At 66.2% G+C, this 24,146-nt stretch carries 20 protein-coding genes; 12 read left to right on the top strand and 8 right to left on the bottom strand.

What is annotated here, in order from left to right; translation table 11 throughout:
* Nucleotides 1-321: 321 nt before the first annotated feature.
* Both SLG_RS01075 and SLG_RS01070 read right to left on the bottom strand, forming a co-directional pair.
* A complete protein-coding gene (locus SLG_RS01075; RefSeq protein WP_014074548.1) occupies nucleotides 322-2,424 on the bottom strand; it encodes a malate synthase G in 2,103 nt (700 codons plus the stop codon).
* A gap of 18 nt (nucleotides 2,425-2,442) precedes the next feature.
* Nucleotides 2,443-2,871 carry a GlcG/HbpS family heme-binding protein gene (locus SLG_RS01070; RefSeq protein WP_014074547.1) on the bottom strand — a complete coding sequence of 143 codons (429 nt, stop codon included), beginning with the start codon at nucleotides 2,869-2,871 and terminating at the stop codon, nucleotides 2,443-2,445.
* 288 nt (nucleotides 2,872-3,159) lie between these two features.
* Here SLG_RS01070 and dapD point away from each other — a divergent pair, with 288 nt between their 5' ends.
* Nucleotides 3,160-4,002, top strand: a complete 843-nt coding sequence (gene dapD / locus SLG_RS01065; protein ID WP_014074546.1) for a 2,3,4,5-tetrahydropyridine-2,6-dicarboxylate N-succinyltransferase — start codon at nucleotides 3,160-3,162, stop codon at nucleotides 4,000-4,002.
* 113 nt (nucleotides 4,003-4,115) lie between these two features.
* Here the strand turns inward: dapD and SLG_RS22340 are convergent, their stop codons facing one another.
* Nucleotides 4,116-4,832, bottom strand: a complete 717-nt coding sequence (locus tag SLG_RS22340; RefSeq protein WP_014074545.1) for a methyl-accepting chemotaxis protein — start codon at nucleotides 4,830-4,832, stop codon at nucleotides 4,116-4,118.
* 161 nt (nucleotides 4,833-4,993) lie between these two features.
* Nucleotides 4,994-6,259 (bottom strand): mechanosensitive ion channel family protein, encoded by a 1,266-nt coding sequence (locus SLG_RS01055; RefSeq protein ID WP_197535677.1) that lies wholly within the window; start codon nucleotides 6,257-6,259, stop codon nucleotides 4,994-4,996.
* Between the two features lie 195 nt (nucleotides 6,260-6,454).
* Between SLG_RS01055 and SLG_RS01050 the strand changes: the two genes are divergently transcribed.
* Nucleotides 6,455-8,809 (top strand): ribonuclease R family protein, encoded by a 2,355-nt coding sequence (locus SLG_RS01050; protein ID WP_014074543.1) that lies wholly within the window; start codon nucleotides 6,455-6,457, stop codon nucleotides 8,807-8,809.
* A gap of 24 nt (nucleotides 8,810-8,833) precedes the next feature.
* Here the strand turns inward: SLG_RS01050 and SLG_RS01045 are convergent, their stop codons facing one another.
* The 3 genes from SLG_RS01045 to hisC form a co-directional block, all read right to left on the bottom strand.
* Nucleotides 8,834-9,508, bottom strand: a complete 675-nt coding sequence (locus SLG_RS01045) for a hypothetical protein (protein ID WP_041392319.1) — start codon at nucleotides 9,506-9,508, stop codon at nucleotides 8,834-8,836.
* A gap of 84 nt (nucleotides 9,509-9,592) precedes the next feature.
* On the bottom strand, nucleotides 9,593-10,501 hold the full coding sequence (locus SLG_RS01040; protein ID WP_041391663.1) for a prephenate/arogenate dehydrogenase family protein: 909 nt from the start codon (nucleotides 10,499-10,501) through the stop codon (nucleotides 9,593-9,595).
* Nucleotides 10,498-11,625 carry a histidinol-phosphate transaminase gene (hisC, locus tag SLG_RS01035; RefSeq protein WP_014074540.1) on the bottom strand — a complete coding sequence of 376 codons (1,128 nt, stop codon included), beginning with the start codon at nucleotides 11,623-11,625 and terminating at the stop codon, nucleotides 10,498-10,500. Before hisC ends, SLG_RS01040 begins: the two co-directional genes overlap by 4 nt.
* 165 nt (nucleotides 11,626-11,790) lie before the next feature.
* Between hisC and metX the strand changes: the two genes are divergently transcribed.
* The 10 genes from metX to SLG_RS00985 all read left to right on the top strand — a co-directional run bounded on the left by metX (nucleotide 11,791) and on the right by SLG_RS00985 (nucleotide 23,581).
* Nucleotides 11,791-12,936: a homoserine O-acetyltransferase MetX gene (gene metX / locus SLG_RS01030; RefSeq protein ID WP_014074539.1), complete on the top strand. Its 1,146-nt coding sequence runs from the start codon at nucleotides 11,791-11,793 to the stop codon at nucleotides 12,934-12,936.
* Entirely contained in the window at nucleotides 12,933-13,394 is a 462-nt protein-coding gene (locus tag SLG_RS01025) for a GNAT family N-acetyltransferase (protein ID WP_014074538.1), read from the top strand. Before metX ends, SLG_RS01025 begins: the two co-directional genes overlap by 4 nt.
* On the top strand, nucleotides 13,391-13,984 hold the full coding sequence (gene metW, locus SLG_RS01020; RefSeq protein WP_014074537.1) for a methionine biosynthesis protein MetW: 594 nt from the start codon (nucleotides 13,391-13,393) through the stop codon (nucleotides 13,982-13,984). Before SLG_RS01025 ends, metW begins: the two co-directional genes overlap by 4 nt.
* 116 nt (nucleotides 13,985-14,100) lie before the next feature.
* Complete coding sequence (locus SLG_RS01015; protein ID WP_014074536.1) at nucleotides 14,101-15,351, top strand: multidrug effflux MFS transporter; 1,251 nt, start codon at nucleotides 14,101-14,103, stop codon at nucleotides 15,349-15,351.
* A gap of 64 nt (nucleotides 15,352-15,415) precedes the next feature.
* Nucleotides 15,416-16,726 (top strand): dicarboxylate/amino acid:cation symporter, encoded by a 1,311-nt coding sequence (locus SLG_RS01010; protein WP_014074535.1) that lies wholly within the window; start codon nucleotides 15,416-15,418, stop codon nucleotides 16,724-16,726.
* Nucleotides 16,727-16,736: 10 nt separating this feature from the next.
* Nucleotides 16,737-17,672: a glutaminase gene (locus tag SLG_RS01005; RefSeq protein WP_014074534.1), complete on the top strand. Its 936-nt coding sequence runs from the start codon at nucleotides 16,737-16,739 to the stop codon at nucleotides 17,670-17,672.
* A gap of 80 nt (nucleotides 17,673-17,752) precedes the next feature.
* Nucleotides 17,753-18,682, top strand: a complete 930-nt coding sequence (locus tag SLG_RS01000) for a dioxygenase family protein (protein ID WP_014074533.1) — start codon at nucleotides 17,753-17,755, stop codon at nucleotides 18,680-18,682.
* 556 nt (nucleotides 18,683-19,238) lie between these two features.
* The gene (locus SLG_RS00995; protein ID WP_014074532.1) at nucleotides 19,239-21,110 is read left to right on the top strand and encodes an ABCB family ABC transporter ATP-binding protein/permease; all 1,872 of its coding nucleotides are present in this window, start codon (nucleotides 19,239-19,241) and stop codon (nucleotides 21,108-21,110) included.
* 214 nt (nucleotides 21,111-21,324) lie between these two features.
* Nucleotides 21,325-21,939: a PEPxxWA-CTERM sorting domain-containing protein gene (locus SLG_RS22085; RefSeq protein WP_041391662.1), complete on the top strand. Its 615-nt coding sequence runs from the start codon at nucleotides 21,325-21,327 to the stop codon at nucleotides 21,937-21,939.
* A 238-nt stretch (nucleotides 21,940-22,177) separates the two neighbouring features.
* Nucleotides 22,178-23,581, top strand: coding sequence for an alpha/beta fold hydrolase (locus SLG_RS00985; RefSeq protein ID WP_014074530.1), 1,404 nt, complete (start codon nucleotides 22,178-22,180; stop codon nucleotides 23,579-23,581).
* A 28-nt stretch (nucleotides 23,582-23,609) separates the two neighbouring features.
* Here SLG_RS00985 and SLG_RS00980 read toward each other — a convergent pair whose 3' ends face one another.
* Nucleotides 23,610-24,137, bottom strand: coding sequence for a L,D-transpeptidase family protein (locus SLG_RS00980; protein WP_014074529.1), 528 nt, complete (start codon nucleotides 24,135-24,137; stop codon nucleotides 23,610-23,612).
* Nucleotides 24,138-24,146 lie beyond the last annotated feature (9 nt).

Below are 24,146 nucleotides of genomic sequence, written 5' to 3'. Positions count from 1 at the left end.
TCCCCGGTATATCCGCTCGCGCGAAGGGCACAATGCCGGCGCAGGCCGGGCAAGGCCCGCTCGGGGCCGGGCGGCGCACCGGGTCGCTGCGTGCGCCGCCCGTTCCTGCCGCCGGCCTACCCACCTGCCTGCGGCAAGCTACCCGCTGGCGGCCCGCGCATCCCGGAGGATGCCTCGGTCCCCACCCCCTGCAGGCAGATGCTGTGCGCCTGTCCTAGCGGTGCGGTCGAGGACTGTCCGATGACAATCATCGTTAGATTGGTGACAAGCGCCGTATCGCGCCGCCGCCAGCCGCCGGCGCTCCGGACGGCATGGGGGACCTCAGGTCTGTGCCTTCGCCTTCGCGCGATAGGCATGCAGCAGTGGCTCGGTATAGCCGCTGGGCTGCGACACGCCCTCGAACACCAGCGCGCGCGCCGCCTGCAGCGCGATGCTCTCGGGATGGCCCGCCATCGGCCGGTAAAGCGGATCGCCCGCATTCTGGGCATCCACCTTGGCCGCCATCTTCTCGAACGCCGCGTTGACCTGCGCCTCGCTGCACACGCCGTGCAGCAGCCAGTTGGCGATATGCTGGGAAGAGATGCGCAGCGTCGCGCGGTCCTCCATCAGCCCGACATCATTGATGTCCGGCACCTTGGAACAGCCGATGCCCTGATCGACCCAGCGCACGACATAGCCCAGTATGCCCTGCGCATTGTTCTCCAGCTCCTCGCGCACTTCCTGCTCGGACCAGTTGACGCCATGCGCCAGCGGAATGCTGAGCAAGGCGCCCAGCGATGCCGGCGCTTCCTTCGCCCGGGCTTCCTGCCGGGCATGCACGTCGACGCGGTGATAATGCGTGGCATGGAGCGTCGCGGCGGTGGGCGAGGGCACCCATGCCGTGTTGGCGCCTGTCATCGGGTGGCCGATCTTCTGCTCAAGCATGTCCGCCATCCGGTCGGGCGCTGCCCACATGCCCTTGCCGATCTGCGCGCGGCCCGAGAAACCGCAGGCAAGGCCGATCTGTACGTTGCGGTCCTCATAGGCCTTGATCCAGTCGGACGTCTTCATGTCGCCCTTGCGGATCATCGGACCGGCCCGCATCGATGTGTGGATCTCGTCGCCGGTGCGGTCGAGGAAGCCGGTGTTGATGAACACCACCCGGTCCTTCACCGCACGGATGCAGGCCGCGAGATTGGCAGAGGTGCGGCGCTCCTCATCCATCACGCCGACCTTGAGCTGGTGGCGGCCGAGGCCCAGAAGATCCTCGATCGCATCGAACAGGTCGTTGGTGAAGGCGCACTCCTCCGGCCCGTGCATCTTGGGCTTGACGATATAGATGCTGCCGGTCGTGCTGTTGCGGAACGTGCCGAGGCCCCGCACGTCGTGCAGGGCGATCAGGCTGGTGACGATGCCGTCCAATATGCCTTCCGGTGCCTCGCTGCCATCGTGCAGCCGCACCGCCGGCGTGGTCATGAGGTGGCCGACATTGCGCACGAACAGCAGGCTGCGGCCCTTGAGCAGCAATTCCTCGCCGTCCCGGCCGTCGTAGCGGCGGTCGGCCTCGAGCGCGCGGGTCATGCTGTGTCCGCTCTTCTCGAATGTCGCGGTGAGATCGCCCTTCATCAGGCCGAGCCAGTTCGCATAAGCTGCGACCTTGTCCTCGGCGTCCACCGCGGCCACCGAATCCTCAAGATCGACGATGGTGGACAGCGCCGATTCCAGGAGGATGTCCGCGATGCCGGCGGGATCATCCTTGCCGATCGGGTGGGTGCGGTCGATCACCAGCTCGATGTGCAGGCCATGATGGGCCAGCAGGATGTTGTCGCCGGACCAGCCGGCAAGCTGGGTCGGATCGGCGAGATCAGGATCGCCCTGCCCGGTCCAGTCCGCCCATGAGCCGCTGGCGAGCGGCACCGCCTCGTCGAGAAAGGCCTTCACCCAGCCTATGACCTGCGCCCCCCGCGCGGGATCGTAGCCCTTGCCGGCGGGCGCGCCCGGCAAGGCATCGGTGCCGTAGAGAGCGTCATACAGGCTGCCCCAGCGCGCATTGGCGGCATTGAGCAGGAAACGGGCATTGAGCACGGGCACGACCAGCTGGGGGCCGGCGAGCACCGCCAGCTCCGGGTCGACATCCTTCGTGCCGATGGTGAAGGGCGCCGGTTCCGGGACCAGATAACCGATCTCGCGCAGGAAGCCCTCATATTCCGCCTGATCCAGCGGCTTGCCGGCGCGCGCGGCGTGCCAGGCGTCGATCTGGGCCTGCATATTGTCGCGCGTGGCGAGCAGCGCCCGGTTGCGCGGCGCATATTGCGCGAAGATGCCCGCCGTGCCGGCCCAGAAGGCGTCGGCGGGAATGTCTGTTCCCGGCAGCACCTGCGTCTCGATGAAGGCCGCCAGATCCGCAGCCACCGACAGGCCGGCACGCTCAACCATCTTCGTCATGATCCTCGTCTCCCTGGCTCAACCCTGCGCGGCAAGTCCGGCGGCGGCGATGCCGGCCAGAGCTGCGATCTCGTCATTGTCCGAGGTCTCGCCGGTCACGCCGACCGCGCCGATGAAGGCGCCGCTTCCGTCGACCACGATCACGCCGCCGGCTGCGGGAATGACCGGATGCGGCGCGGACGAAGCGAACGCCCCGATGAACCAAGGCCGCTCCACGGCCATGTCGCCCACCTTGCGCGATGAAACGCCGAACGAAAGCGCGCCGGCCGCCTTGCCCGTCGCGATCTGCGCGCGCGCGAAGGATGCGCCGTCCCCGCGCTGAAAGGCGATCAGATGGCCACCCGCATCCACAACGGCAACGCTCAGCGGCTTGAAGCCCGCTTCCCGTCCCTTGGCAAAAGCACCGGCAATGATGGCATTGGCCTGTTCGAGCGTGATCTGACTCATGACTTCCTCCCGCTGGCTGGCGGCTGAGGCCGCGCGATTCCTCAAGGGGCATAGCGAGGGCGAGCCGGAGGCGATAGAGGCAAGTCGTTCGAATTCTCAGGGTTTGTCGACGCTCGGCACTAACCCCACGATGAGCCGGCTTGCCACTGAGGCCGCACCAGGGCTCCGACCGACCCGCGACTGTTCCATGGTTCTGCTTTCCTTCATTCTTCGCTTCGTCGGTTGTTTCCACCCGGACCGAAATTACTTTAAGGGGCGCGCGACCTTATCATTCCGGAAGAGGACGCCATGACCGACACAAGCCTGATCGCCACCATCGATGCCGCGTGGGAGGATCGCGCAGACATCGGCCTTTCGACCATGGGCGACGTGCGCTTCGCGGTGAACCGCGCGCTGGCCATGCTCGATTCGGGTGAAGCACGCGTGGCGGAGCCGGCCGGAGAGGGCTGGCAAGTCAATCAGTGGCTGAAGAAGGCCGTGCTGCTCAGCTTCCGCCTCAACGACAATGCCCTCATCGACAACGGTCCCGGCGCCGGCCACTGGTGGGACAAGGTGCCCAGCAAGTTCGCCGGCTGGACGGAGGCCGAGTTCCGGGCGGCCGGCTTCCGCGCCGTTCCGGGCAGCATCGTGCGCGCCGGCAGCCATGTCGGCCGCAACGTCATCCTGATGCCGAGCTTCGTGAACATCGGCGCTTATGTCGGCGAAGGCACCATGGTCGACACATGGGTGACGGTGGGAAGCTGCGCGCAGATCGGCCGCAATGTCCATCTCTCCGGTGGCGTGGGCATTGGCGGCGTGCTGGAGCCCCTTCAGGCGGACCCGGTCATCATCGAGGATGACTGCTTCATCGGCGCGCGCTCGGAAGTGGTCGAGGGCGTGCGCGTGGGCAAGGGATCGGTGCTGTCCATGGGCGTGTTCATCGGCCAGTCGACCAAGATCGTGGACCGCGCCACCGGCAAGGTCTTCATCGGCGAAGTGCCGCCTTATTCCGTGGTCGTGCCCGGCGCCCTGCCCGGCAAGCCGCTGCCGGACGGCACGCCCGGTCCCAGCCTTTACTGCGCCGTGATCGTCAAGACCGTGGATGCGCAGACCCGCGCCAAGACCGGCATCAACGATCTGCTGCGCGACTGAACTGCTTCAAAAGCCGCGCCGGATGGAGACATCCGGCGCCAGGCATGCGGCAAGGCAGAGAGGGGATGCAGACCTGCTTCCATCGGGACCGCATTTCCTGAGCGCCGAGCGGCTCAGGCCGCCAGCGGAACAAGCAGCCGGGGACCGGCCACGGTGCTCGCGGAAGTCATCATGAGGCGCGCCTGCTCGGTCGCGCTGCGCGTATCGCCTGCCAGTTTCTTCACCTCATTGGCCACGATCGCGAAACCAACGCCCGCTTCCCCCGCCCGTGATGCTTCAATGGCAGCATTCACCGCGAGCATCTTGGTCTGGGAGGCAATCCTGTCGATCGCGGTCACGATCCCGCCGATCCGGTCCATCGCGCTCTCCAGCTCGGCCTTCCGGTCCGCAAGCTCCGCCTGATAGCGTTCGGCGGCCCGAAGACTGGCCTTCACTTCCTCCTCAAGCTCGACTTGCCGGCTGATGTCGCTGGCGATCTTGAAGATGCGCGCGACTTTCCCCGCACCGTCCAGAATGGGATTGTAGGTCGCCTGAATCCAGCGGATGCGGCCGCCTCTCGCGCGACGCTGGAAGCGACCGGACAGATAGTCGCCCCGTCCCAGCCGGCGCCAGAACTCCCGATAGGCGTCCGTCGCGATTTCCTCGGGACTGCACAGCAGGCGATGATGCTCGCCCATGAGCGTGGCGCGATCATAATCGAAGATCGTCAGGAAGTTCTGGTTCACATCAAGGATGAAACCGTCGGTCGAGAATTCGACGATCGCCTGCGAGCGATCCAGTGCCGCCCAGACGGCCTCGGCCCGCCCGGCGATTTCGTCATCATGCACCATTGTAGCTGGAGGCTCCCAAACGAGTCCCGCGAGCGATAGGGTTAATTCCGTAAAGAAAAGGTAGCGCGGGACGCTCGTCCGGGCATTTGTGCGACGAGCCGTGGAGCGGACCGTCTCAACCCATCGCGGGAGGGGCAAACCGCCCCCTCCCGCCATGAAATTCACCTTCGGCCGGCGGTCGCCTGTGATCGATCCCCCAGATGGGCAGCCAGAGTACCAAGATCAGCGCCGCTGGGTTCCTGAAAGACAGTCAGGCCGAATTCGCCCATCACCGCGAGCAGATGGTCGAAAATATCGGACTGTATGTCCTCATAGACGGCCCAGGCGGTCGTGCCGGTGAAGCAATAGATTTCCAGCGGCAGGCCCTGTGCCGTCGGCTGGAGCTGGCGGACCAGCAGTGTCATGTCGTTCGTGATGCCGGGATGCGCGCGCAGATAGGCGAAGACATAGGCCCGGAACGTGCCGATATTGGTGATCCGCCGGCTGTTGACGGGATCCCGGCCCTCCTTCACCACGCGCGTGGCATTCCATGCGTCGATCTCGGCCTGCTTGCGGTCGAGATAATCGTCGATGAGCGCGAAGCGGCGTAGATGCTTTTCCTCGTCATGCGTGAGGAAGCGCACGCTCGTCTGGTCGACCAGCAGCGCGCGCTTGATCCGCCGGCCGCCTGACTCGGACATGCCCCGCCAGTTCTTGAAGCTCTGCTCGATCAGCTTGTGCGTGGGAATGGTGGTGATCGTCTTGTCCCAGTTCTGCACCTTCACCGTATGGAGAGCGATGTCGATCACGTCGCCGTCGGCATTGAGCTGGGGCATCTCGATCCAGTCGCCCACGCGCAGCATGTCGTTGGAGGTGAGCTGCACCGAAGCGACGAGCGAGAGGATGGTGTCCTTGAACACCAGCATCAGCACCGCCGCCATCGCGCCCAGTCCCGAGAGCAGCAGCAGGGGCGATTGCTCCATGAGCACCGCGATCATCAGGATCGCCGCTGCCGCGAACAGCACGATCTTGAGGACCTGGATATAGCCCTTGATCGGCCGGCTCGCCGCATCGGGCCGGCGCTGGTAGAGATCGTTCGCGAAGGTGAGTGCGGTGCTCAGCGCCAGCACGATCGTGAGGATGATGAACGCGCTGACGACATTGCGCGTCACCACGATCACCCCCTCGGAAAGATGCGGCACGGCCGCGATGCCGCGCGAAATGATGACGGCGGGCACGATGTTGGCCAGCCGCGCAACCGCATTGACCGGCGTCGGTCCGTCATGCGGCAGCACCCGCATCACGAGCTGGAGGATGACTTTCTTGACGAGGAAATTGCCGAGCCACGAGGCCGTGGCGAGCAGGGCGAGGCCGATCAGCGTCTCTGTCCAGAGAGGAACGTCGCCGAGCCAGGGAAAAGCAGCGGTGGACATGGTGAAATCGATCATGGGCATGATTTGGCCGACCTGCCGCGAGGCCGGCGAATACTCCTGAAGGGGATGGGGAAGATGCGACCCTGCCCTGTGGGGTCCGCCATGTCAAACCCGGCCAGCCGCGCAGTCCGGCCATGGTCCGGGCGAGAACAGGTAGCATCCTGCCCGCAATTCATTGGCCCTTGGCGCCGCCGCCTCTATATCAGTGCCATGGCATCACCCCAAAAGCCCCGCCCCGCCGGTTTCCCTTCCCGCCAGCAGATCCTGGATTTCATCGCCTCATCGGACCAGCCGGCCGGCAAGCGGGAAATCGCGCGCGCCTTTGGCCTCAAGGGCAGCGAAAAGATCGCGCTCAAGGCGTTGCTGAAGGACATGGCGGACGAGGGGCTGATCGATATCGGCCCGGCCCGCGCATTCCACCAGATGGGCGGCGTGCCCAAGGTAACGGTGCTGCGCGTCATCGACACGGAAGGCGCGCAGGTCATCGCGGTGCCGGAGCGCTGGGAAGCGGAGGGGCATCCGATTCCGAAGCTGCGCGTCATCGAACGCGGCAAGCGCGGGGCTCTGGGCGTGGGAGATCGCATCCTCGCGCGCACCGAGCAGGCGGGCCATGGCTGGGTCGCCCATCCGATGAAGAAGCTTGCCGGTGCGGCCGAGCAGATGCTCGGCGTGGTGGCGAAGGACGAGCGCGGCAAGCTGGTCCTGCGTCCCGTCGACAAGCGCATCCGCCGCGAGACGCCGATCAGCGAGCATGGCGAGGCCGTGCCCGGGGATCTCGTCCTTGCCGAGAAGACCGGACGGCCGCCGCGCATCACCGCGCGCGTGACGGATGTACTGGGCGACCCTTTCCAGCCGCGCGCCTTCAGCCTCATCGCCATTCACAAATATGGCATCCCCGATGCCTTCCCGGAGGAAGCCGAAGAGGAAGCGGCGAAGGTCCATGACCTTCCGCTCCATGCCGAGGCGCGCGAGGACCTGCGCGCCCTGCCGATCGTCGCCATCGATCCGGTGGACGCGCGCGATTTCGACGATGCGGTCTGGGCCACGCCGGACGATGATCCCGCCAATGAGGGCGGCTACAAGGCTATCGTCGCCATCGCGGACGTCTCTTATTATGTGCGGCCGGGCTCGCAGCTCGACCGGCAGGCGCGCAAGCGCGGCAACAGCGTCTATTTCCCCGATCGGGTCGTGCCGATGCTGCCGCATGCCCTCTCATCGGACATGTGCTCGCTGCGCGCGGAGCAGGATCGTGCGGCCATGGCCTGCCATCTGGTGATCGACCGGCACGGCAAGATGCAATCCTGGCGCTTCACGCGCGCGCTCATTCGCGTGGCGGCGAACATTCCCTATGAGCAGGCGCAGGCCGCCATGGACAAGGCGGAAGGCAAAGGCCGCCCGGATGCGCCGGCCAGCTTCGCGTGGAACGAAGGCCCGGAGGATCTCGTCGAGGTGGCGCTGAAGCCGCTCTGGGCCTGCTGGCGGCTGCTGGCGCGGGATCGCAAGGCGCGTGGCCCGCTGGACCTTGATCTGCCCGAGCGGCGGGTGGTGCTCGATGAAGAGGGGCGGATCGTCAGCATCGCTGTGCGCGAGCGGCTCGATGCGCACCGGCTGATCGAGGATTACATGGTCACCGCCAATGTGGCGGCGGCCAAGGCCTTGGAAGCGAAGAAGGCCCCGGTCATGTATCGCGTCCACGAGCCGCCGACGCGCGAGAAGCTGGCTTCGCTCAAGGACTATCTCGACACGTTCGATATCCCCCTGACGCTGGGACAGGTCATCACCACCAAGACCTTCAATCGCATCATCGAGCGCATTCCGGACGATGCGGCGGCGCGTCCGCAGATCATGGAGCAGATTCTGCGCAGCCAGACGCAGGCTTATTACGGCCCCCAGAGGCTGGGGCATTTCGGCCTCGCGCTGGGCAGCTACGCGCATTTCACCTCGCCCATCCGGCGCTATGCGGACCTTCTCGTCCATCGCGCGCTGGTCGGCGCCTATGGCCTTGAACTGCCGGCGCCCAAGGATCGCGGCATTGCCCGGGAAACGCGCCTCTCAGCCGAGGACGCCGCCGACCTGACGCCCATTGGCGAACGGATCAGCCAGTTTGAGCGCCGGGCCATGGAGGCCGAGCGCGAGACCGTCGACCGTTATGTCGCGGCGTTCCTCGCGAGCCATGTCGGCGAGATCATGGCCTGCCGCATCACGGGCGTGCAGAGCTTCGGTTTCTTCGCCACAGTGAAGGAGCTGGGCGGGGACGGTCTCGTCCCGGTCTCGACGCTCGGCCATGAGCGCTTCCGCTATGACGAAGTCCATCAGGCGCTGGAAGGCGAGGAAACGGGCGAGCGCTATGCACTTGGCGACCACATCGATCTGCGCCTCGTCGAGTCGGACCCGATCAACGGCGCGCTGCGGTTCGAGTTGCCGGAGGGTGCCAGCCATATGCCGGCAGGCCGGGACCGGCGGAGTGGCCGCCCGCCCGGCGGGCCGCGCACCATCCGCCGGCAGGGGCGACCGGCCAATATCCGCCATACGTCGAGCAAGCGCGGTCCGGTCAAACGGCGCTGAGGAGAGGCCCTGCCGGCCCGGTGTTCAGAAAGCGTAGAAGAGCGAAAACTGCAGGACGGGATAGATGCGGTAACCGTCCACTTCATCGGACAGCTTCACGCGCTCCTTGGCCAATTCCTCCTGGAAGATCGGATTCGCGGCGAAACTGCCGTCCGCCGTCAGCTCCCGCACCTGCGGCCAGCCATGGAACATCACGCCGCCGTCCACGCCGAACTTGATCCCGCGCGTGAGGCCGCCCGCATAGCCGATCGTCACCAGCGGCGCGACATCGTCGGCATCGGCATGACCCCGCAAGGTGCCGATCTGCTCGGGCGTGAAGCTGATGTCGCCCACGGTCACATTGCCCGTCGGCGCTGCGGTCACATTCACCCGGTTGCGATCGACGCGCACGCCGCCCGAGACGCGCAGGCCGCTCCCGGTCGGGTAGATGTCCACCATGGCGCCATAGGATTCGAGCTTCACCCGGCCGTCATAATCGATGTCGTCGACATCGAATTCATGGCTGAAATCGAGGAAGGCCGCGCTCGCGCGCACACCCACGGTGCGATTGAAGCGGAGGCCAGCCTCGGGGCCGATGCCGAGCGTGCCGCCGGTGACGCCCAGCGAGAGGCGCGGCGGCGTATCCTGCGCGAAGACGGGCGCGGCTATCAGCAGCGCCGGCGCGACGATAGCGCCGACGCCCGCGAACGAAACGGTCATCATCGGTCCCCTTTTGCGGCAATGACGATATCGCTGCGCTAACGGGCCAGCCGCGCCTTGGTTCCGGATGGGGGCGGACCCGCCTTATGCGTGATGCCGGCCGAAATCCGGTGCGGCATCGTCCTGCCCCTGCTCGATGATCGAGCGGCGAACAGCGCGGGTCTTGGTGAAATGGTCGAACAGCATGTCGCCATCGCCCCAGCGGATGGCACGCTGGAGCTGCGTCAGATCCTCGGTGAAGCGCTGGAGCATCTCCAGCACGGCCTCCCTGTTGGCGAGGAACACGTCGCGCCACATGGTCGGATCGGAGGCGGCGATACGCGTGAAGTCGCGGAAGCCGCCCGCCGAGAATTTGATGACCTCGCTGCGCGTCACGTCCTCCAGATCGCTGGCGGTTCCGACGATCGTATAGGCGATGAGGTGCGGCAAATGGCTGGTGACAGCGAGCACAAGGTCGTGATGGGCAGCGTCCATCAGCTCGACATCGGCGCCCAGCCGCCGCCAGAAGGCCGCGACACGCTCCACCGCCAGCGGATCGGCGTCCTCGGGCGGGGTCAGGATGCACCAGCGGCCCTTGAACAAGGTTGCGAAACCGGCCTCCGGTCCGCTGTTCTCCGTGCCTGCCACCGGGTGAGCGGGAACGATGGCCCGCCCCGGCAGCGCCGCCTGCATCGCCGCCAGCACGCCCGCCTTGGATGAGCCCACATCGCTCACCACGGCATCGGCCGGGACATCGGGCGCGATCTCCGCCGCCACCGCGCCGATCGCGCCGACGGGGACGCACAGGAGCACGAGATCGGCGTCGCTCACGGCCGCGCCCGCATGGTCCGTCACGTCGTCGCACAGGTCGAGGCGCCGCGCCGTGTCCCGCACCGCCGGGTCCATGTCATGGCCGGTCACGCGCACCGTCGGCATGCTCGCGCGAATGGCCCGCGCCAGCGAGGAGCCGATCAGCCCCAGCCCGATGATGGCGACACGCGTGAACGGCATCATGCCTCCGCGCCGACGATCTTGCGCAGGGCGGCCACGAGGCCCGTCATCTGCTCGGCCGTGCCGATCGTGATGCGCAGGCCATGCGGCAGTTCCTGCCCCGGCAGCCAGCGCACGATATATCCCGCGTCCATCAGCCCCTTGTAGGCCGTCTCGGCGCTGGTCTCGCCCTCGAACAGAACGAGGCTGAAATTGGCGCGCGAGGGGACGGCGCGCAGCCCCTTGTTGCCGAGCGCGGCGATTTCCTTCTCGAACCAGTCGCGCCAGTGGCGGTTATGGGCGTAGCTGTGTGCCACGAAGGCACTGTCCGCGAGAGCGGCGATGGCGGCGCGTTGCGCACCGATGCCGAACGAGAAGGGCGCGCGGATGCGATGCATCGCGGCGATGATCTCCGGGCTGGCATAGCCCCAGCCGATCCGCTCGGCGGCAAGCCCGAAGATCTTCGAGAAGGTGCGCGTCACCAGCACGTTCGACTGCGTGCGAGCCAGCTCCAGGCCACCGTCATCCTCATCCGGGCCGAGATATTCGGTATAGGCCTGATCGAGCACGAGCAGCACATGGCGCGGCAGACCGGCATGCAGGCGCGCAATGTCCTCCCGCGTGGAATAGCTGCCGGTCGGGTTGTTCGGGTTGGCGATGAAGACCAGTCGCGTGCGCTCGGTCACGCGGGCGAGAATGGCATCCACATCCGTCGCATAATCCTTGTCCGGCGCGACGACGGGTGTCGCGCCCACGCGGCGGGTGGCGATCGGATAGACCGAGAAGCCGAAGCGCGAATAGATGATCTCGTCGCCCGGCCCGGCGAAGGCGCCGGCCGCCAGGTGAAGCACTTCGTCGGAGCCGGTGCCGTAGATGATCCGCTCCGGCTCGATGCCGTAATGCGCGCCCAGAGCCTCACGCAGCTCGGCGGCCGCGGCGTCCGGGTAGCGCTCAAGGCATTCGGCGGCAGAGATGAAGGCGTCCCGCGCGGCCTGCGACGTGCCGAAGGGATTTTCGTTGGACGACAGCTTGGCCACGGCCCGCCCATCATCGGTCTTCGATTTGCCGGGCACATAAGGCGCGATCGCCATGATCCAGTCCTTGGGGACGGGCGCCTGTGCCGCGGGGATGCTGTCTGTCTCTGCCATGGCAGCGCCTTTAGCTCCGCGCGGCGCGATTGGCAAAGGCAGCGATCGGCGATCCTGCGGGAAGCGGCGCGCCAACGTGCTGCCGGGCGTCGCGGGGGCATGACGGCGCCTGCATGGCGGAGCCCCGATTGACAACGCCTGCGCATCGGCTCAAGCGCTCCGGTCATGACCGCGCACAGCGAGATCGCGACACAACCGGGCGACCAGCGTTATGGTTTGCGCCGTTCCGTGCGCCTGCCGGGCCCCTTGCTGCTCGACAGCGGTGCCGCGCTGAAGCCCGTCGACATTGCCTATGAGACCTATGGCACGCTGAACGCGGACCGGAGCAATGCCGTCCTGATTTGTCATGCCCTCACCGGGGACCAGTTCGTCGCCTCCAAGCACCCCGTCACGGGCAAGCCCGGATGGTGGACCCGCGCGGTCGGCCCGGACAAGCCGATAGACCCCGCGCGCCACTTCATCATCTGCGCCAATGTGCTGGGAAGCTGCCTCGGCTCATCGGGCCCGGCCAGTGTCGATCCCGCCACGGGCACGCCTTATGCCATGCGCTTTCCCGTCATCACCATTGCCGACATGGTGCGCGCGCAGGCGATGCTGCTCGATCATCTGGGCGTGGCGCAACTGGCGGCGGTCGTCGGGGGATCGATGGGCGGCATGCAGGCGCTGGTGTGGCCCACGCTCTTCCCCGAGCGCGTCCGCGCGGCCATCGTCATTGCCTCCACGGCCCGGCACAGCGCGCAGAACATCGCGTTTCACGAAGTGGGGCGGCAGGCGATCATGGCCGATCCGCGCTGGCGCGGCGGCGACTATTATGCGGACGGCAACGCGCCGACGGCCGGCCTGGCGGTGGCGCGCATGGCCGCGCACATCACTTATCTGTCCGAGGCGGGGCTGACCGAGAAGTTCGGCCGCAAGCTGCAGGCCCGCGAGGCCAAAACCTTCGGTTTCGATGCCGATTTCCAGATCGAGAGCTATTTGCGGCACCAGGGCATCAGCTTCGTCGAGCGGTTCGACGCCAACAGCTATCTCTACATCACGCGCGCGACGGACTATTTCGATCTGGCGGAGGATCATGGCGGCAGCCTTGCGAGCGCTTTCGCGCGGACGAACGCGCGCTTCTGCATCATCAGCTTCGACACCGACTGGCTCTATCCCACGGCGGAATCGCGCAACATCGTCCACGCGCTGCATGCCGCCGGCCGCGCGGCGAGCTTCGTCGAGCTTTCAAGTCCCTTCGGCCATGACAGCTTCCTGCTGGAAGCGCCGGAGATGAATCGCGTGCTGGACGGCTTCCTGAGGGCGGGCGCGTGAACGAGGCGCAGGACGAAATCGAGTTGAGCGACGATCCCGCGCGGCTGGACCGCGCGCGCATCCATGGCTGGCTCGCCTCGAGCTACTGGTCGCCCGGCATCGCGCGCGCGCTCGTGGACCGGGCGATCGACGGATCGCATTGTCTCGGCGCCTATCGGGACGGCATCCAGATCGGCTTCGCGCGGATGATCACCGACCATGCGACATTCGGCTGGCTGAGCGACGTGTGGATCGACGAGGCCGCGCGCGGGGTGGGGCTCGGGCGCCGGATGGTGCAGTGGTTTCTCGATCATCCCGATTTCCAGGGGATGCGCCGCATCGGCCTCACCACGCTCGATGCCCATGGCGTCTATGCCGCGCTCGGCTTCCGTGCGCTGAAGAAGCCGGATCGCTACATGGAGCGTCTCGATCCCGCGTTCGACGCCCTGCTCAATGGCGGCGGGGACGCCCCGGCATGAGCGAAGTCCTGCGTCCCGACCTGGCGCTGATCGCGCGCCATGTGACGCCCGGCGCGCGCGTGCTGGACGTGGGCTGCGGCGACGGCGCGCTGATGGCGGCGCTGCGGGACAGGGTCGGAGCGGATGTGCGCGGGCTGGAACTGGACCCCGCCAACGTGGCCGCCGCCGTGGCGCGCGGGCTTGCCGTGGTGCAGGGCGATGCCGACACTGACCTTCGCTATTATCCCGACCGCAGCTTCGATTTCGCGATCCTCAGCCAGACCCTTCAGACGACGCGCCGGCCGGACAAGGTGGTCGAATCCCTGCTGCGCATCGGCAAACAGGCGTTCGTGTCCTTCCCCAATTTCGCGCACTGGCGCGGGCGGCTCTCGCTGCTGTTCGGCGGCCGCATGCCCGTCACGCGGCTGCTGCCGGACCGCTGGTACGACACGCCCAACATCCACCATGTGACGATCGACGATTTCCGGGCGATGGTGCGCGAGCGGGGCTGGACCATTGACGGGCAATGGTTCCTCAACGACGGCCGGGAAACCGGCTCCGCCAATGCCAATCTGTTCGCCGAACATGCGGTCTTCCTGCTGAGGGGATGAATCGCCGCCGGCTTGCCGGCCGCCGCATCCATGCGATGAAAGCGCGCCGCGGGGCTGGCCAAGCACCGCCGGCCTGTGCATAGGCATCCGACCGACCACCATGAAGAGCAGGAGCCATGGCCACGCAGGCGAAGCCCTTTCCGATGCACGATCGCGAATTCGTGGCGCTGATGGCGTCGATCATGGCGCTCAATGCGCTGGCGATCGATGCGATGCTGCCCGCTTTCCCCGCGATCCGCGCGTCGCTGGGCGTGGCCGATCCCAATTCGCTGCAATATATGATTACGTCATATATGCTGGCGAATGCGGTGGGTTCGCTGGTCGCGGGGCCCATGTCCGATCGCTTCGGGCGCCGGCCCATGCTGCTGGTCAGCATCACATGCTCGGCGCTCGGCGGCCTCGCCAGCGCGGTCGCACCCACTTACGAAGCGCTGCTCACCATGCGGGCGATCCACGGCTTCTTCGCCGCGGGCCTCGGCGTGCTCGCCGTGTCCGTGATCCGCGACCGCTATGAAGGCGACCGCATGGCCCGCGTGATGAGCCTCATCATCATCATCTTCCTGCTGGTGCCGGTGCTCGCGCCATCCATCGGCCAGCTCGTGCTGATCGTGGCGAGCTGGCGGGAGATTTTCCACGTGCTCGCGGTCAGCGCCGCGGGCGTGCTGGTCTGGGCCTGGTTCCGCCTGCCCGAGACGCTCGATCCGGATTATCGCCAGCCCATCGCGCCCACGGTCATCGCGCGGAACTGGCTGTCCGTCGTCACGGACCGGCAGGGCCTGGGCTACATGCTCGGTGCCGGCATCATGATGGGCGGCATGTTCGGCTTCCTCAACAGCGCCCAGCAGATCTTCTTCGACGTGTTCGATGCGGCGGACATCTTTCCGCTCGCCTTCGCCTGCGTCGCGGGATCGATGGCGATCGCCAACTTCTCCAACAGCCGGATCGTCGAACGGTTCGGGGCCCGGCGCGTCTCGCACATGGCCCTGATCGCCTTCATCGTGCTGAGCCTGGCGCAGCTGGGGGCCAGCCAGCTGCATCCCGAGCCGATGCTGCTGTTCCTTGCCCTCATCGCGCTCAACATGGGCATGGTCGGCTTCACCGGTTCCAATTTCGGCTCGATCGCGATGGAGCCCTTCGGCCATATCGCCGGGGCGGCGGCGAGCTTCCAGAGCTTCGCGCGCATGGCCGTGGCGACGCTCATCGGCGCGCTCACCGGCCAGCGATTCGACGGGACGACCCAGCCGCTGGCGGAGGGCTTCTTCCTCACCGGGCTGATTGGCCTGGGCTTCATCCTGTGGGCCGAGCACGGCAAGCTGTTCACGCGCCCGCGCCGCGCCATGCTGCGGCCCAAGCAGCCCAACATCTGAGGCCGGGTTTGCGCCCCCGCCCCGCCACTGTTAGGTGATGGGAGCGAGCAAGGGAGCAATCGCCATGAATGCAACCGGCGCGGCGTCGGAACGCGGTGAAAGTCGCCTGCAATACCGGATGCTTGGAGGCTTCCTGGCGGGGCTGGTGCTCGGCCTGATCGTCCACAGCTTCGCCGCCGGCGCGCCCTGGGTCGATGTCGTCATCGGCTACGTCACGCAGCCGCTCGGGCAGATCTTCCTGCGGCTGCTGTTCATGCTGGTCATACCGCTTCTGGTTTCCGCGCTGATCGTGGGCGTCGCCGAAATGGGCGAGGCGAAGCGGCTCGGCTCCATCGGCCTGCGCACATTGGTCTACACCGTCATCGTCTCGGCCATCGCCGTGGCGATCAGCCTTCTTCTGGTGAATCTGCTGCGGCCCGGCGCGGGCGTGGATCCCGAGGTGGCGAACGGGCTGATCGCCGCCTCCTCCGAAGGCGCGTCCTCGATCCTGAAGGGGGCGGGCGAAGCAAAGAGCGGCGTTGACGCGCTTCTCGCCATCGTTCCGACGAACTTCGTGGCCGCGATGAGCAGCAACGACATTCTGGCCGTCATGTTCTTCGCGCTCTTCTTCGGCATCGGCCTGCTGCTGGTGGACGACAGCAAGACCGCGACTCTCAAGGCCGCCTTCGACGGCGTGTTCGAAGTGTCGATGCGGCTCATCGGCCTCGTGATCCAGCTCGCGCCAATCGCGATCTTCTGCTTCATGTTCAATCTCGCCGCCCAGTTCGGCTGGGATCTCATCATCCGGCTCTCGGCCTATGTCTTCGTGGTGCTGCTGGCGCTCGGCCTGCAGATGTTCGGCGTCTTTCCGCTGATCCTCTCCACCATCGCTCGGAAGAGCCCCGTCGCCTTCTTCCGCGAGACGCAGGAAGCCATGGTGATGGCTTTCGCCACGTCCTCCTCCAACGCGACCTTGCCCACCGCACTGCGCGTGGCCGAGGACAAGCTCAGGCTGCCGCGCCCCATCGCCCGCTTCGTGCTCACCATCGGCGCGACTGCCAACCAGAACGGCACGGCGATGTTCGAGGGAGTCACGGTCCTCTTCCTCGCCCAGTTCTTCGGCATCGATCTCACGCTCGGGCAGCAGTTCGTGGTGATGCTGGTCTGCATCCTGGGCGGGATCGGGACGGCGGGCGTGCCCGCGGGCTCCCTGCCGGTGATCGCGCTCATCCTCGGCACCGTGGGCGTTCCGCCGGAAGGCATCGGCCTCGTCCTGGGGATCGATCGCTTCCTCGACATGTGCCGCACGACGCTGAACGTGATCGGCGACCTGGTCGCCGCGCAGGTCATCTCAAGCCTCAGCCGGGCCCGGGATCCCGATCCGGACATGGCCTGACGACGCCCGGATGACGCCAAATCTGCAGGCCATAGTCGACGAGATCGTCGCCGCCATGGCGGCCGAGACGGAGCGAGGCGCGCCGGCCCGCTACATTCCCGGCCTTGCGGGCATATCCACCGACCGGTTCGGCATGGCCGTCGTCACGGCCGATGGCGCGACCGCGATGGGCGGCGACGCGGAAATGCCTTTCTCCATCCAGTCCATCTCCAAGGTGTTCGCGCTCACCATGGCGCTGGGCAAGATCGGCGACCAGCTCTGGCGCCGGGTCGGACGGGAGCCCTCGGGCAATGCCTTCAATTCGATCGTCCAGCTCGAGGCGGAGCACGGCATTCCGCGCAACCCCTTCATCAATGCCGGGGCGATCGTCGTCGCGGACGTCAATCTCTCCGGACACATGCCGCGGGAGTCGATAGGCGAGCTGCTGCGCTTCGTGCGCTTCCTCGCGGATGACGAGACGATCGTGGTGGATGAGGCCATCGCGCGCGGGGAAGCCGAGACAGGCTATCGCAACATCGCCCTCGCCAATTACATGCGCGCCTTCGGCAATATCCATCATTCCGTCGAGCTGGTGCTGGGCTGCTACTTCCACCAGTGCGCCATCGCGATGAGTTGCCTCCAGCTCGCCATGGCGGGCCGCTTCCTGATGCTGGACGGCATGCAGCCCGGCGCCGGCCGCGTGATCTCCCCACGCCGCGCGCGGCGCATCAATGCGCTCATGCTCACGTGCGGCCATTATGACGCCAGCGGAGACTTCGCCTTCCGCATCGGCATGCCGGGCAAATCCGGCGTCGGCGGCGGCATCCTCGCGGTGGTGCCGGGCAAGGCGAGCATCGCCGTCTGGTCGCCCGGACTGAACGCGAGCGGAAACTCCCAACTGGGCACGCTGGCGCTCGAAAGACTGGCCGAAGCGACTGGCTGGAGCATATTCAGGGCACGGGCCTGATCCCCGCCTCAACGATGCACGGGAACGTTTTGTCGCGTTCGGCGTTGGAGAGCCCGTGGAGGCAGAGTGGGAGAGATGCCATGACCATGTCCGATCGCGTGTCCGAAAACCGCAACGTCGAGAATCATGGTCAAATACCAGAACAACAATGGTCCTCCATCGGCCGGCGGCGCGTCGTCGGCTGGCTTGCGGGCGCGGGAACCTTCGCGCTGCTCACGGCGTGCGGCTCGGATTCGGACGGGGGTGGCGACACGGTCATTCCCCCGACACCGACGCCCTCGCCCACGCCGAGCCCCTCGCCGACCCCAAGCCCCACGCCCACCGCACCGCCGGTGACGTGCGAGGTCACGCCCGAGGAATCGAAAGGCGATTATCCGGCCGACGGCACCACGGCCAGCAATGGCATCACCAACAACATTCTCTCGCAGACGGGGGTCGTCCGCAGCGACATCCGCACCAGCTTCCTCGGCACGTCCACGACAACGGCCGCTGGTGTGCGACTGGCGCTCACCATCACGCTTGCCAATGTCCGGACCCAGTGCGGCCCCCTCGCCAACTATGCGGTCTACATCTGGCATGCCGATGCGCAGGGCCGCTTCTCGCTCTATCAGCCGATCCCGACCGAATCCTATCTGCGCGGGGTCCAGCAGACAGGCGCGGACGGCAAGGTGACGTTCACGACCATCGTGCCCGGCTGCATCGCGGGGCGCTATCCCCACATCTATGTCGAGATCTTCTCGAGCGTGGCCAATGCGACGATCGGCAGCAATGCCCGTTTCGTCACCCAGCTCATCCTGCCGGCGGCGATGTGCACGGCCGCCTATGCGGACACCGCCACCTATCCGGGCTCCGCGACCAATTTCGCTGGCGTAACCGTCGCCAACGATAATGTCTTCGGGAACAACACGACCGCGCAGAACAACGCACGCACCCTCGTCGCCACCGGAAGTGCCTCGGCGGGCTATACGGCGGAGGTCACGATCGTCGTTGACGAGAATGTGCCGATCTAGGTTGCGCGGACATATTCGCGGACGTTGAGGGAGCCAGAAGCGGGCTTTTCAGCCTTTTTGTCCACGGCTCGATCGACCAGTCCTGCCACACACGGACGAGCTGGTGCGGGGAGTAGTTCCCCTCTTTCCCGAACCGTCTCGCTTTTCCCCTGTCCTACACCCTCTCCACCATGGCAGCCATGGTGGAAACCTCTTCCGGAAAGAGGGCAGGCAAGGCATGGCTCTTTCTCACCGGAAGCATTTTCATCCGGTCTGGCCGCACAGACTTGCCGGGATGGGCTCTGGCGTCCCTCGCATCGGACCTGCCGCGAAGGTCACGGAAGCGGAAGATGGGACGGACGTATCATCATCTTTGTGAACTTCCAGACCGCTGCGCAGTGTTGGACGGCCTCCCGGCCCCTTGTGGAGCTCACGCGCCGGCCGTCGCTCCCCTTCCCATCCTGATGGGGCCCCGCTCCCGCCCCGGCTCTGCGAATCAGCCGGTCCAACCCCCATTCCGTTTCCCCGCCGGCCGACCCTATTGGCATTCGCCCCGGCCGCGCCTAGGTGGGGCCGGATGGCGATGAAGCAGGCAGACGGGATTGCCGGTGGCGAGGGGACCACCACGCCATCGGCATGGGTGACGCTGCGGCGCTTCCTGCCCTATCTCTGGCCCGCCGGCGAGCCGCGCCTGAAAGCGCGCATCCTCCTGGCGCTGGTGCTGGTGCTGGCCGGCAAGGCGATCACGCTGGTGATGCCCTTCGCCTACAAGGGCGTGATCGACAATATGGGGCCGGGCATGGAGAGCGGCGTGGCCCTCGCCATCGCGCTGGTGCTTGCCTATGCCGGCGCGCGGTTCGGCGGCGTGCTCTCGGACAATCTGCGTAATGTCGCCTTCGAGCGGGTGGGGCGCAACGCGCAGCGGCTGATCGCCGAACAGACCTTGCGCCACCTGCACAATCTCTCGCTGCGCTTTCACCTCAACCGCAAAACCGGCGGCGTCACGCGCGTCATCGAGCGGGGCACGTCGTCGATCGAGACGATGCTCCACTTCCTGATCTTCAACATCGGCCCCACCGCGATCGAGCTGGTCGCCGTCTCCGTGATCTTCCAGATCAAGTTCGGCTTCGGGCTTGTTGCCGCCACGCTGGTGATGATCGCGGCCTATATCGGCTTCACGCAGAAGGTGACGGAATGGCGCAACAATCTGCGCCGGGAGATGGTGGACCTCGACACCGGCGCCACCGCCCATGCGGTCGACAGCCTGCTCAACTTCGAAACGGTGAAATATTTCAGCGCCGAGGAGCGCGAGGCGGCGCGCTACAGCCAGGCGCAGCGACGCTACATGGACGCCGCGACCAAGAGCAATAACAGCCTCGCCTTCCTCAATATCGGCCAGGCCCTCATCACGAACCTCATGATGGGCGGTGCGATGGCCTTCACCGTGTGGGGCTGGAGCCAGGGACGCTTCACGCCCGGCGACGTGGTGCTGGTCAATGCCCTGCTGATGCAGCTCTTCCGCCCGCTCGACCTGCTGGGCATGGTGTATCGCACGATCCGGCAGGGCCTCATCGACATGGAAGCCATGTTCCGCCTGATCGACACCGATGCCGAGATCCGCGACCGGCCGGACGCCCCGCCGCTGGAGATCCGCGCCGGCGAAGTGCGGTTCGACCATGTCGTCTTCGGGTACGAGCCGGAGCGGACCATCCTCAAGGACGTCTCCTTCACCGTGCCCCCGGGCTCGACACTGGCCATCGTCGGGCACAGCGGCGCGGGCAAGTCGACCATCGCCCGGCTGCTCTTCCGTTTCTACGATATCCAGGGCGGCCGCATTCTCATCGACGGGCAGGACATCGCGCAGGTCCGGCAGACCTCGCTGCGGCGCGCCATCGGCATCGTCCCGCAGGACATGGTGCTGTTCAACGACACGATCGGCTTCAACATCGGCTATGGCCGGGATGATGCGACGCAGGCGGACATCGAGGCCGCAGCCCGGGGCGCGGCGATCGACCGCTTCATCGAGACGCAGCCGCTCGGCTACGACACACGGGTCGGCGAGCGGGGCCTCAAGCTTTCCGGCGGGGAGAAGCAGCGCGTGGCCATCGCACGGACGCTGGTGAAGGACCCGCCGATCCTCATCCTCGACGAAGCGACGAGTGCGCTGGACAGCCGCACCGAAGCCGCGATCCAGGGCGTGCTGGAGGACGTCTCGGCGCGCCGCACCACCATCATCGTCGCGCACCGGCTCTCGACGATCGTTCACGCGGACAACATCATCGTGCTGGAGGATGGCCGTATTGCCGAACAGGGGTCGCATGCATCCCTGCTCGCCAGCGGCGGGATCTACGCCCAGATGTGGGCACGGCAGGCAGCCGAACGAATGAACCCGGAAGCGGGCGAGATCGCCGTGCGGCGGAGCGGGCGGCTGGAAGATGCGGCGGAATGACGGCGGCGCGCCGTCCTTCCCCTTCATACTTGAGCGAATAGCCCGATCAGCAAGTCTTTTCCGATACTTATTCTTCGCACGCCGAGAACTGTCCCAATTTCGTCATGGCCGGTTTAAGCGGAAACTGGACTCCCATTGTCTGTTCTGTCATCAATAAGACATTCACTTTACGATGTGGGAGGTAAAAGTGAAGAAATTCATGACATTATTGCTGATGACATCAGCCATTCCAGCACAGGCTGCCATTATCAAGATCGATATCACTGGCAATCTCTATCAGGTATCCGAGTCGGTCGAGTCGCGTTTCTCGCTTGGTGATGAAGTGACAGCGCGATTGCTGCTGGACACAAGCGTAATGGGCTCCGAATTCTATCCGGATACCTATTTGTTTTCGAACGCTGTCGTCGGCGGCTTCATCAGCGTCAGCGGCTATACGGCGACGTTCAGCAACAGCGCTCGTGCTTTCGTGACCGACAACGAATTCGGCGGCGCGATGGACCGTTTCCTGATCGACGACTATGAGGCAAATGCCGCCGACGTGAACGGCATGGCTTTCCACGATCTCTTTCTCAACTGGCAGGATAACAGCGCGACCGCCAGCCAGGGCTTCACGTTGCCGAACAAGCCGTCCGCCGTCCTGGCCTATGGCCTGCCTTATGGCGGGGTCGACTGGCTGACCTCCGACGGGCAGAACCGGATCACCTTCACGGCGACGCAAGTGACAGTCTCGCCGGTGCCCGAATCCGCGACCTGGGCGATGATGATCGCCGGCATGGGGCTTGCCGGCGCAGCGCTGCGGCGTCGCAAGCTAGCCGTGAGCTTCGGCTGAAACGATGCGGTCCGCCTCTCCGGAGGCGGACCTTCACCCGATCCGCAGGACCGTGCCCGGCTGTAGTCGTCCCAGCGTCACGCGCATGTCCTGCGGTGCTACCGCCACGCAGCCTTCGGCCGCTTTTTGGCGAGCCGTCCGGATCGAACCGTCACCCCTGTATTGATGGGCCCTTTTTCTGCATTTTTCGGATCGGCAGATGATTCCCTCCGACCTGAAAACGATCTAGGCGGTCTTGATGCTGAGAAAGTTCCTGAAGCCCGGCCTGCTCGCGCTTGCTGCGCTCATGTCCGAACCGGCCGCTGCGCAGGCCTTCGAGCCTTGCGCTGACGCGGCCTCCTTTCCTGTCCTCGCGGGCTCGCTGTGCATCGAGAGCGCGGTGCCGCTGGATGCCGGGGGCGCGTCGACCGTCGACAAGGAAATGATCGCGTTGTTTGTGCGGAAATTCCCGGCCGCCAACTCGGACCGGCGGAGGGGCGAGATCTGGCTGGTCGCCGGCGGCCCAGGCGAACCGGGCGCCTCTTTCCTGCCGGTTCTTCCGGTGCTGAAACGCGCCTTTCCCGACCACGACCTCATCATTCCCGATCATCGCGGGACGGGTTACTCCTCCAAGATATGCCCCCGGGAGGAGGCGCCCGAAAGTGACGCGGGCATCGCCCTGGCCGGTCAGGAATGGGGGCCGTGCATTGGCTTCATGCATGCCAACGCCGCTCGCACCCGGGCCTTTACCATCACCAATGCCGCCCATGATCTTTCGGCTCTGATCGCCCGGCACCGGGGGACCGGCGAAGTCTATCTCTATGGCGTCTCCTATGGCACCCAGCTCATCCTGCGCATGATGCAGGCCGCGCAGGCCAAGGTCGACGGAATCATCCTCGACGGGCTCGTGCCGCCCGAGGCCGACCAGCGATGGGATCTCAGTCGCCGCACGCAGGTCGTCGATGCGGTAGGGCGCGCAACCCTGACGCCGGAACAGACCGAGCGCTATCGGACCCTGCTGGCTCAGAAGGAGCCCGGCTGGAGCGCGGCCGTCCCGGGAGGCGACTTGCGACGGTTCATGGGGCATCTGCTCAGCTTTTCAGATTTGCGTGACCAGATTCCGACGATCATCGACGGGCTTCTGCGCGATGATATGGCGCCGCTCGCTCAAGTGACGGCTGACCTGCAAGGCCGAATGGAGGCGCTGGGCGCCTATCCGCAGTCCCCACCTTCAATGCCTCTGATCATGCTCATCGGCGGCTCGGAGAACAATCATCGCCGCGACCTCACCGCAAGCATCGTCACGGAGGAAGCAAAGGATGCCCTGTTCACCAGCGCCATACCCGGCCTGCTGGTCGGCAGCCCCGCTCCCCTCTATGATCGGGACGCCTATTTCGGCCACGTGCCGGCCCGACTGCCTCGCACGCTGGTGATCCACGGCACGCTGGACCCCAATACGCCCTATGAGGGCGCCCAGCTCCATGCCGCAGCGCTTGCTGGTGCTGGGGGAGATGTCCGGTTCACGACGGTGACGGGCGCGGCGCATTTCCTGCCGCTGGTGGCGCCGGACTGCTTCGTGAAGGTCGTATCGCGCTTCATGACCGCAGGGTCTGCGCCGGATCGCTGCGAGGCCAAGGCCGTGATCGTTTCAGCAAAGCCCTGATGGTCGGTCGCGCAGGGACCGCATGGATTCACCCGATCCGCAGAACCGTTCCCGGCTGTAGTCGTCCCAGCGCCTCGCGCATGTCCTGCGGTGCTACTGCCACGCAGCCTTCGGTCGCTTTTGGCGCGCCGTCCGCGCCGATGACCCATTGGTGGAAGAAGATGGCGCTGCCCATGCCCGGCACCGGCGGCGCATCATTGTGGCCGAGGACGATGATGACATCATAGGCCTGATCCGCCCGCGCAAGGCACTCGTGGCTCGTCGCGCGGGGAAGCCGGACCGGGCGATTATAGGCGGGATCGGCAGGGTCGTCGCACCAGCCGTCATCATCCCTGATCCAGCGCCAGGGAATAGCCGGAGCGTGCGCCCGGTCGATACGGCCGGGGCGCAGCAGGGCGGCGCGGACCGGCCAGTCGCCCAGCGGCGTCGCCCCATCGCCTTCCCGCTTGTCGGCTGCTGCGAGGAGGCCGCCCTTGCCGATGACGCAGGCGCAGGACCAATCGCCAATGGAGAGCCGCCCCGCCATGCCATCGACGCGGATGAGGGGCGCCGACATCAGGTGCGC

This window comes from Sphingobium sp. SYK-6 (assembly GCF_000283515.1).
Taxonomy (GTDB): domain Bacteria; phylum Pseudomonadota; class Alphaproteobacteria; order Sphingomonadales; family Sphingomonadaceae; genus Sphingobium; species Sphingobium lignivorans.
This window is presented reverse-complemented; position numbering and strand designations above follow the sequence as displayed.

Bases quoted from the DNA above. Each gene is read 5' to 3' on its own strand.
- SLG_RS01075 (WP_014074548.1), bottom strand. From the start codon at position 2,424: ATGACGAAGATGGTTGAGCGTGCCGGCCTGTCGGTGGCTGCGGATCTG.
- SLG_RS01070 (WP_014074547.1), bottom strand. From the start codon at position 2,871: ATGAGTCAGATCACGCTCGAACAGGCCAATGCCATCATTGCCGGTGCT.
- dapD (WP_014074546.1), top strand. From the start codon at position 3,160: ATGACCGACACAAGCCTGATCGCCACCATCGATGCCGCGTGGGAGGAT.
- SLG_RS22340 (WP_014074545.1), bottom strand. From the start codon at position 4,832: ATGGTGCATGATGACGAAATCGCCGGGCGGGCCGAGGCCGTCTGGGCG.
- SLG_RS01055 (WP_197535677.1), bottom strand. From the start codon at position 6,259: ATGATCGATTTCACCATGTCCACCGCTGCTTTTCCCTGGCTCGGCGAC.
- SLG_RS01050 (WP_014074543.1), top strand. From the start codon at position 6,455: ATGGCATCACCCCAAAAGCCCCGCCCCGCCGGTTTCCCTTCCCGCCAG.
- SLG_RS01045 (WP_041392319.1), bottom strand. From the start codon at position 9,508: ATGACCGTTTCGTTCGCGGGCGTCGGCGCTATCGTCGCGCCGGCGCTG.
- SLG_RS01040 (WP_041391663.1), bottom strand. From the start codon at position 10,501: ATGATGCCGTTCACGCGTGTCGCCATCATCGGGCTGGGGCTGATCGGC.
- hisC (WP_014074540.1), bottom strand. From the start codon at position 11,625: ATGGCAGAGACAGACAGCATCCCCGCGGCACAGGCGCCCGTCCCCAAG.
- metX (WP_014074539.1), top strand. From the start codon at position 11,791: ATGACCGCGCACAGCGAGATCGCGACACAACCGGGCGACCAGCGTTAT.
- metW (WP_014074537.1), top strand. From the start codon at position 13,391: ATGAGCGAAGTCCTGCGTCCCGACCTGGCGCTGATCGCGCGCCATGTG.
- SLG_RS01015 (WP_014074536.1), top strand. From the start codon at position 14,101: ATGGCCACGCAGGCGAAGCCCTTTCCGATGCACGATCGCGAATTCGTG.
- SLG_RS01010 (WP_014074535.1), top strand. From the start codon at position 15,416: ATGAATGCAACCGGCGCGGCGTCGGAACGCGGTGAAAGTCGCCTGCAA.
- SLG_RS01005 (WP_014074534.1), top strand. From the start codon at position 16,737: ATGACGCCAAATCTGCAGGCCATAGTCGACGAGATCGTCGCCGCCATG.
- SLG_RS01000 (WP_014074533.1), top strand. From the start codon at position 17,753: ATGACCATGTCCGATCGCGTGTCCGAAAACCGCAACGTCGAGAATCAT.
- SLG_RS00995 (WP_014074532.1), top strand. From the start codon at position 19,239: ATGGCGATGAAGCAGGCAGACGGGATTGCCGGTGGCGAGGGGACCACC.
- SLG_RS22085 (WP_041391662.1), top strand. From the start codon at position 21,325: ATGACATCAGCCATTCCAGCACAGGCTGCCATTATCAAGATCGATATC.
- SLG_RS00985 (WP_014074530.1), top strand. From the start codon at position 22,178: ATGCTGAGAAAGTTCCTGAAGCCCGGCCTGCTCGCGCTTGCTGCGCTC.
- SLG_RS00980 (WP_014074529.1), bottom strand. From the start codon at position 24,137: ATGTCGGCGCCCCTCATCCGCGTCGATGGCATGGCGGGGCGGCTCTCC.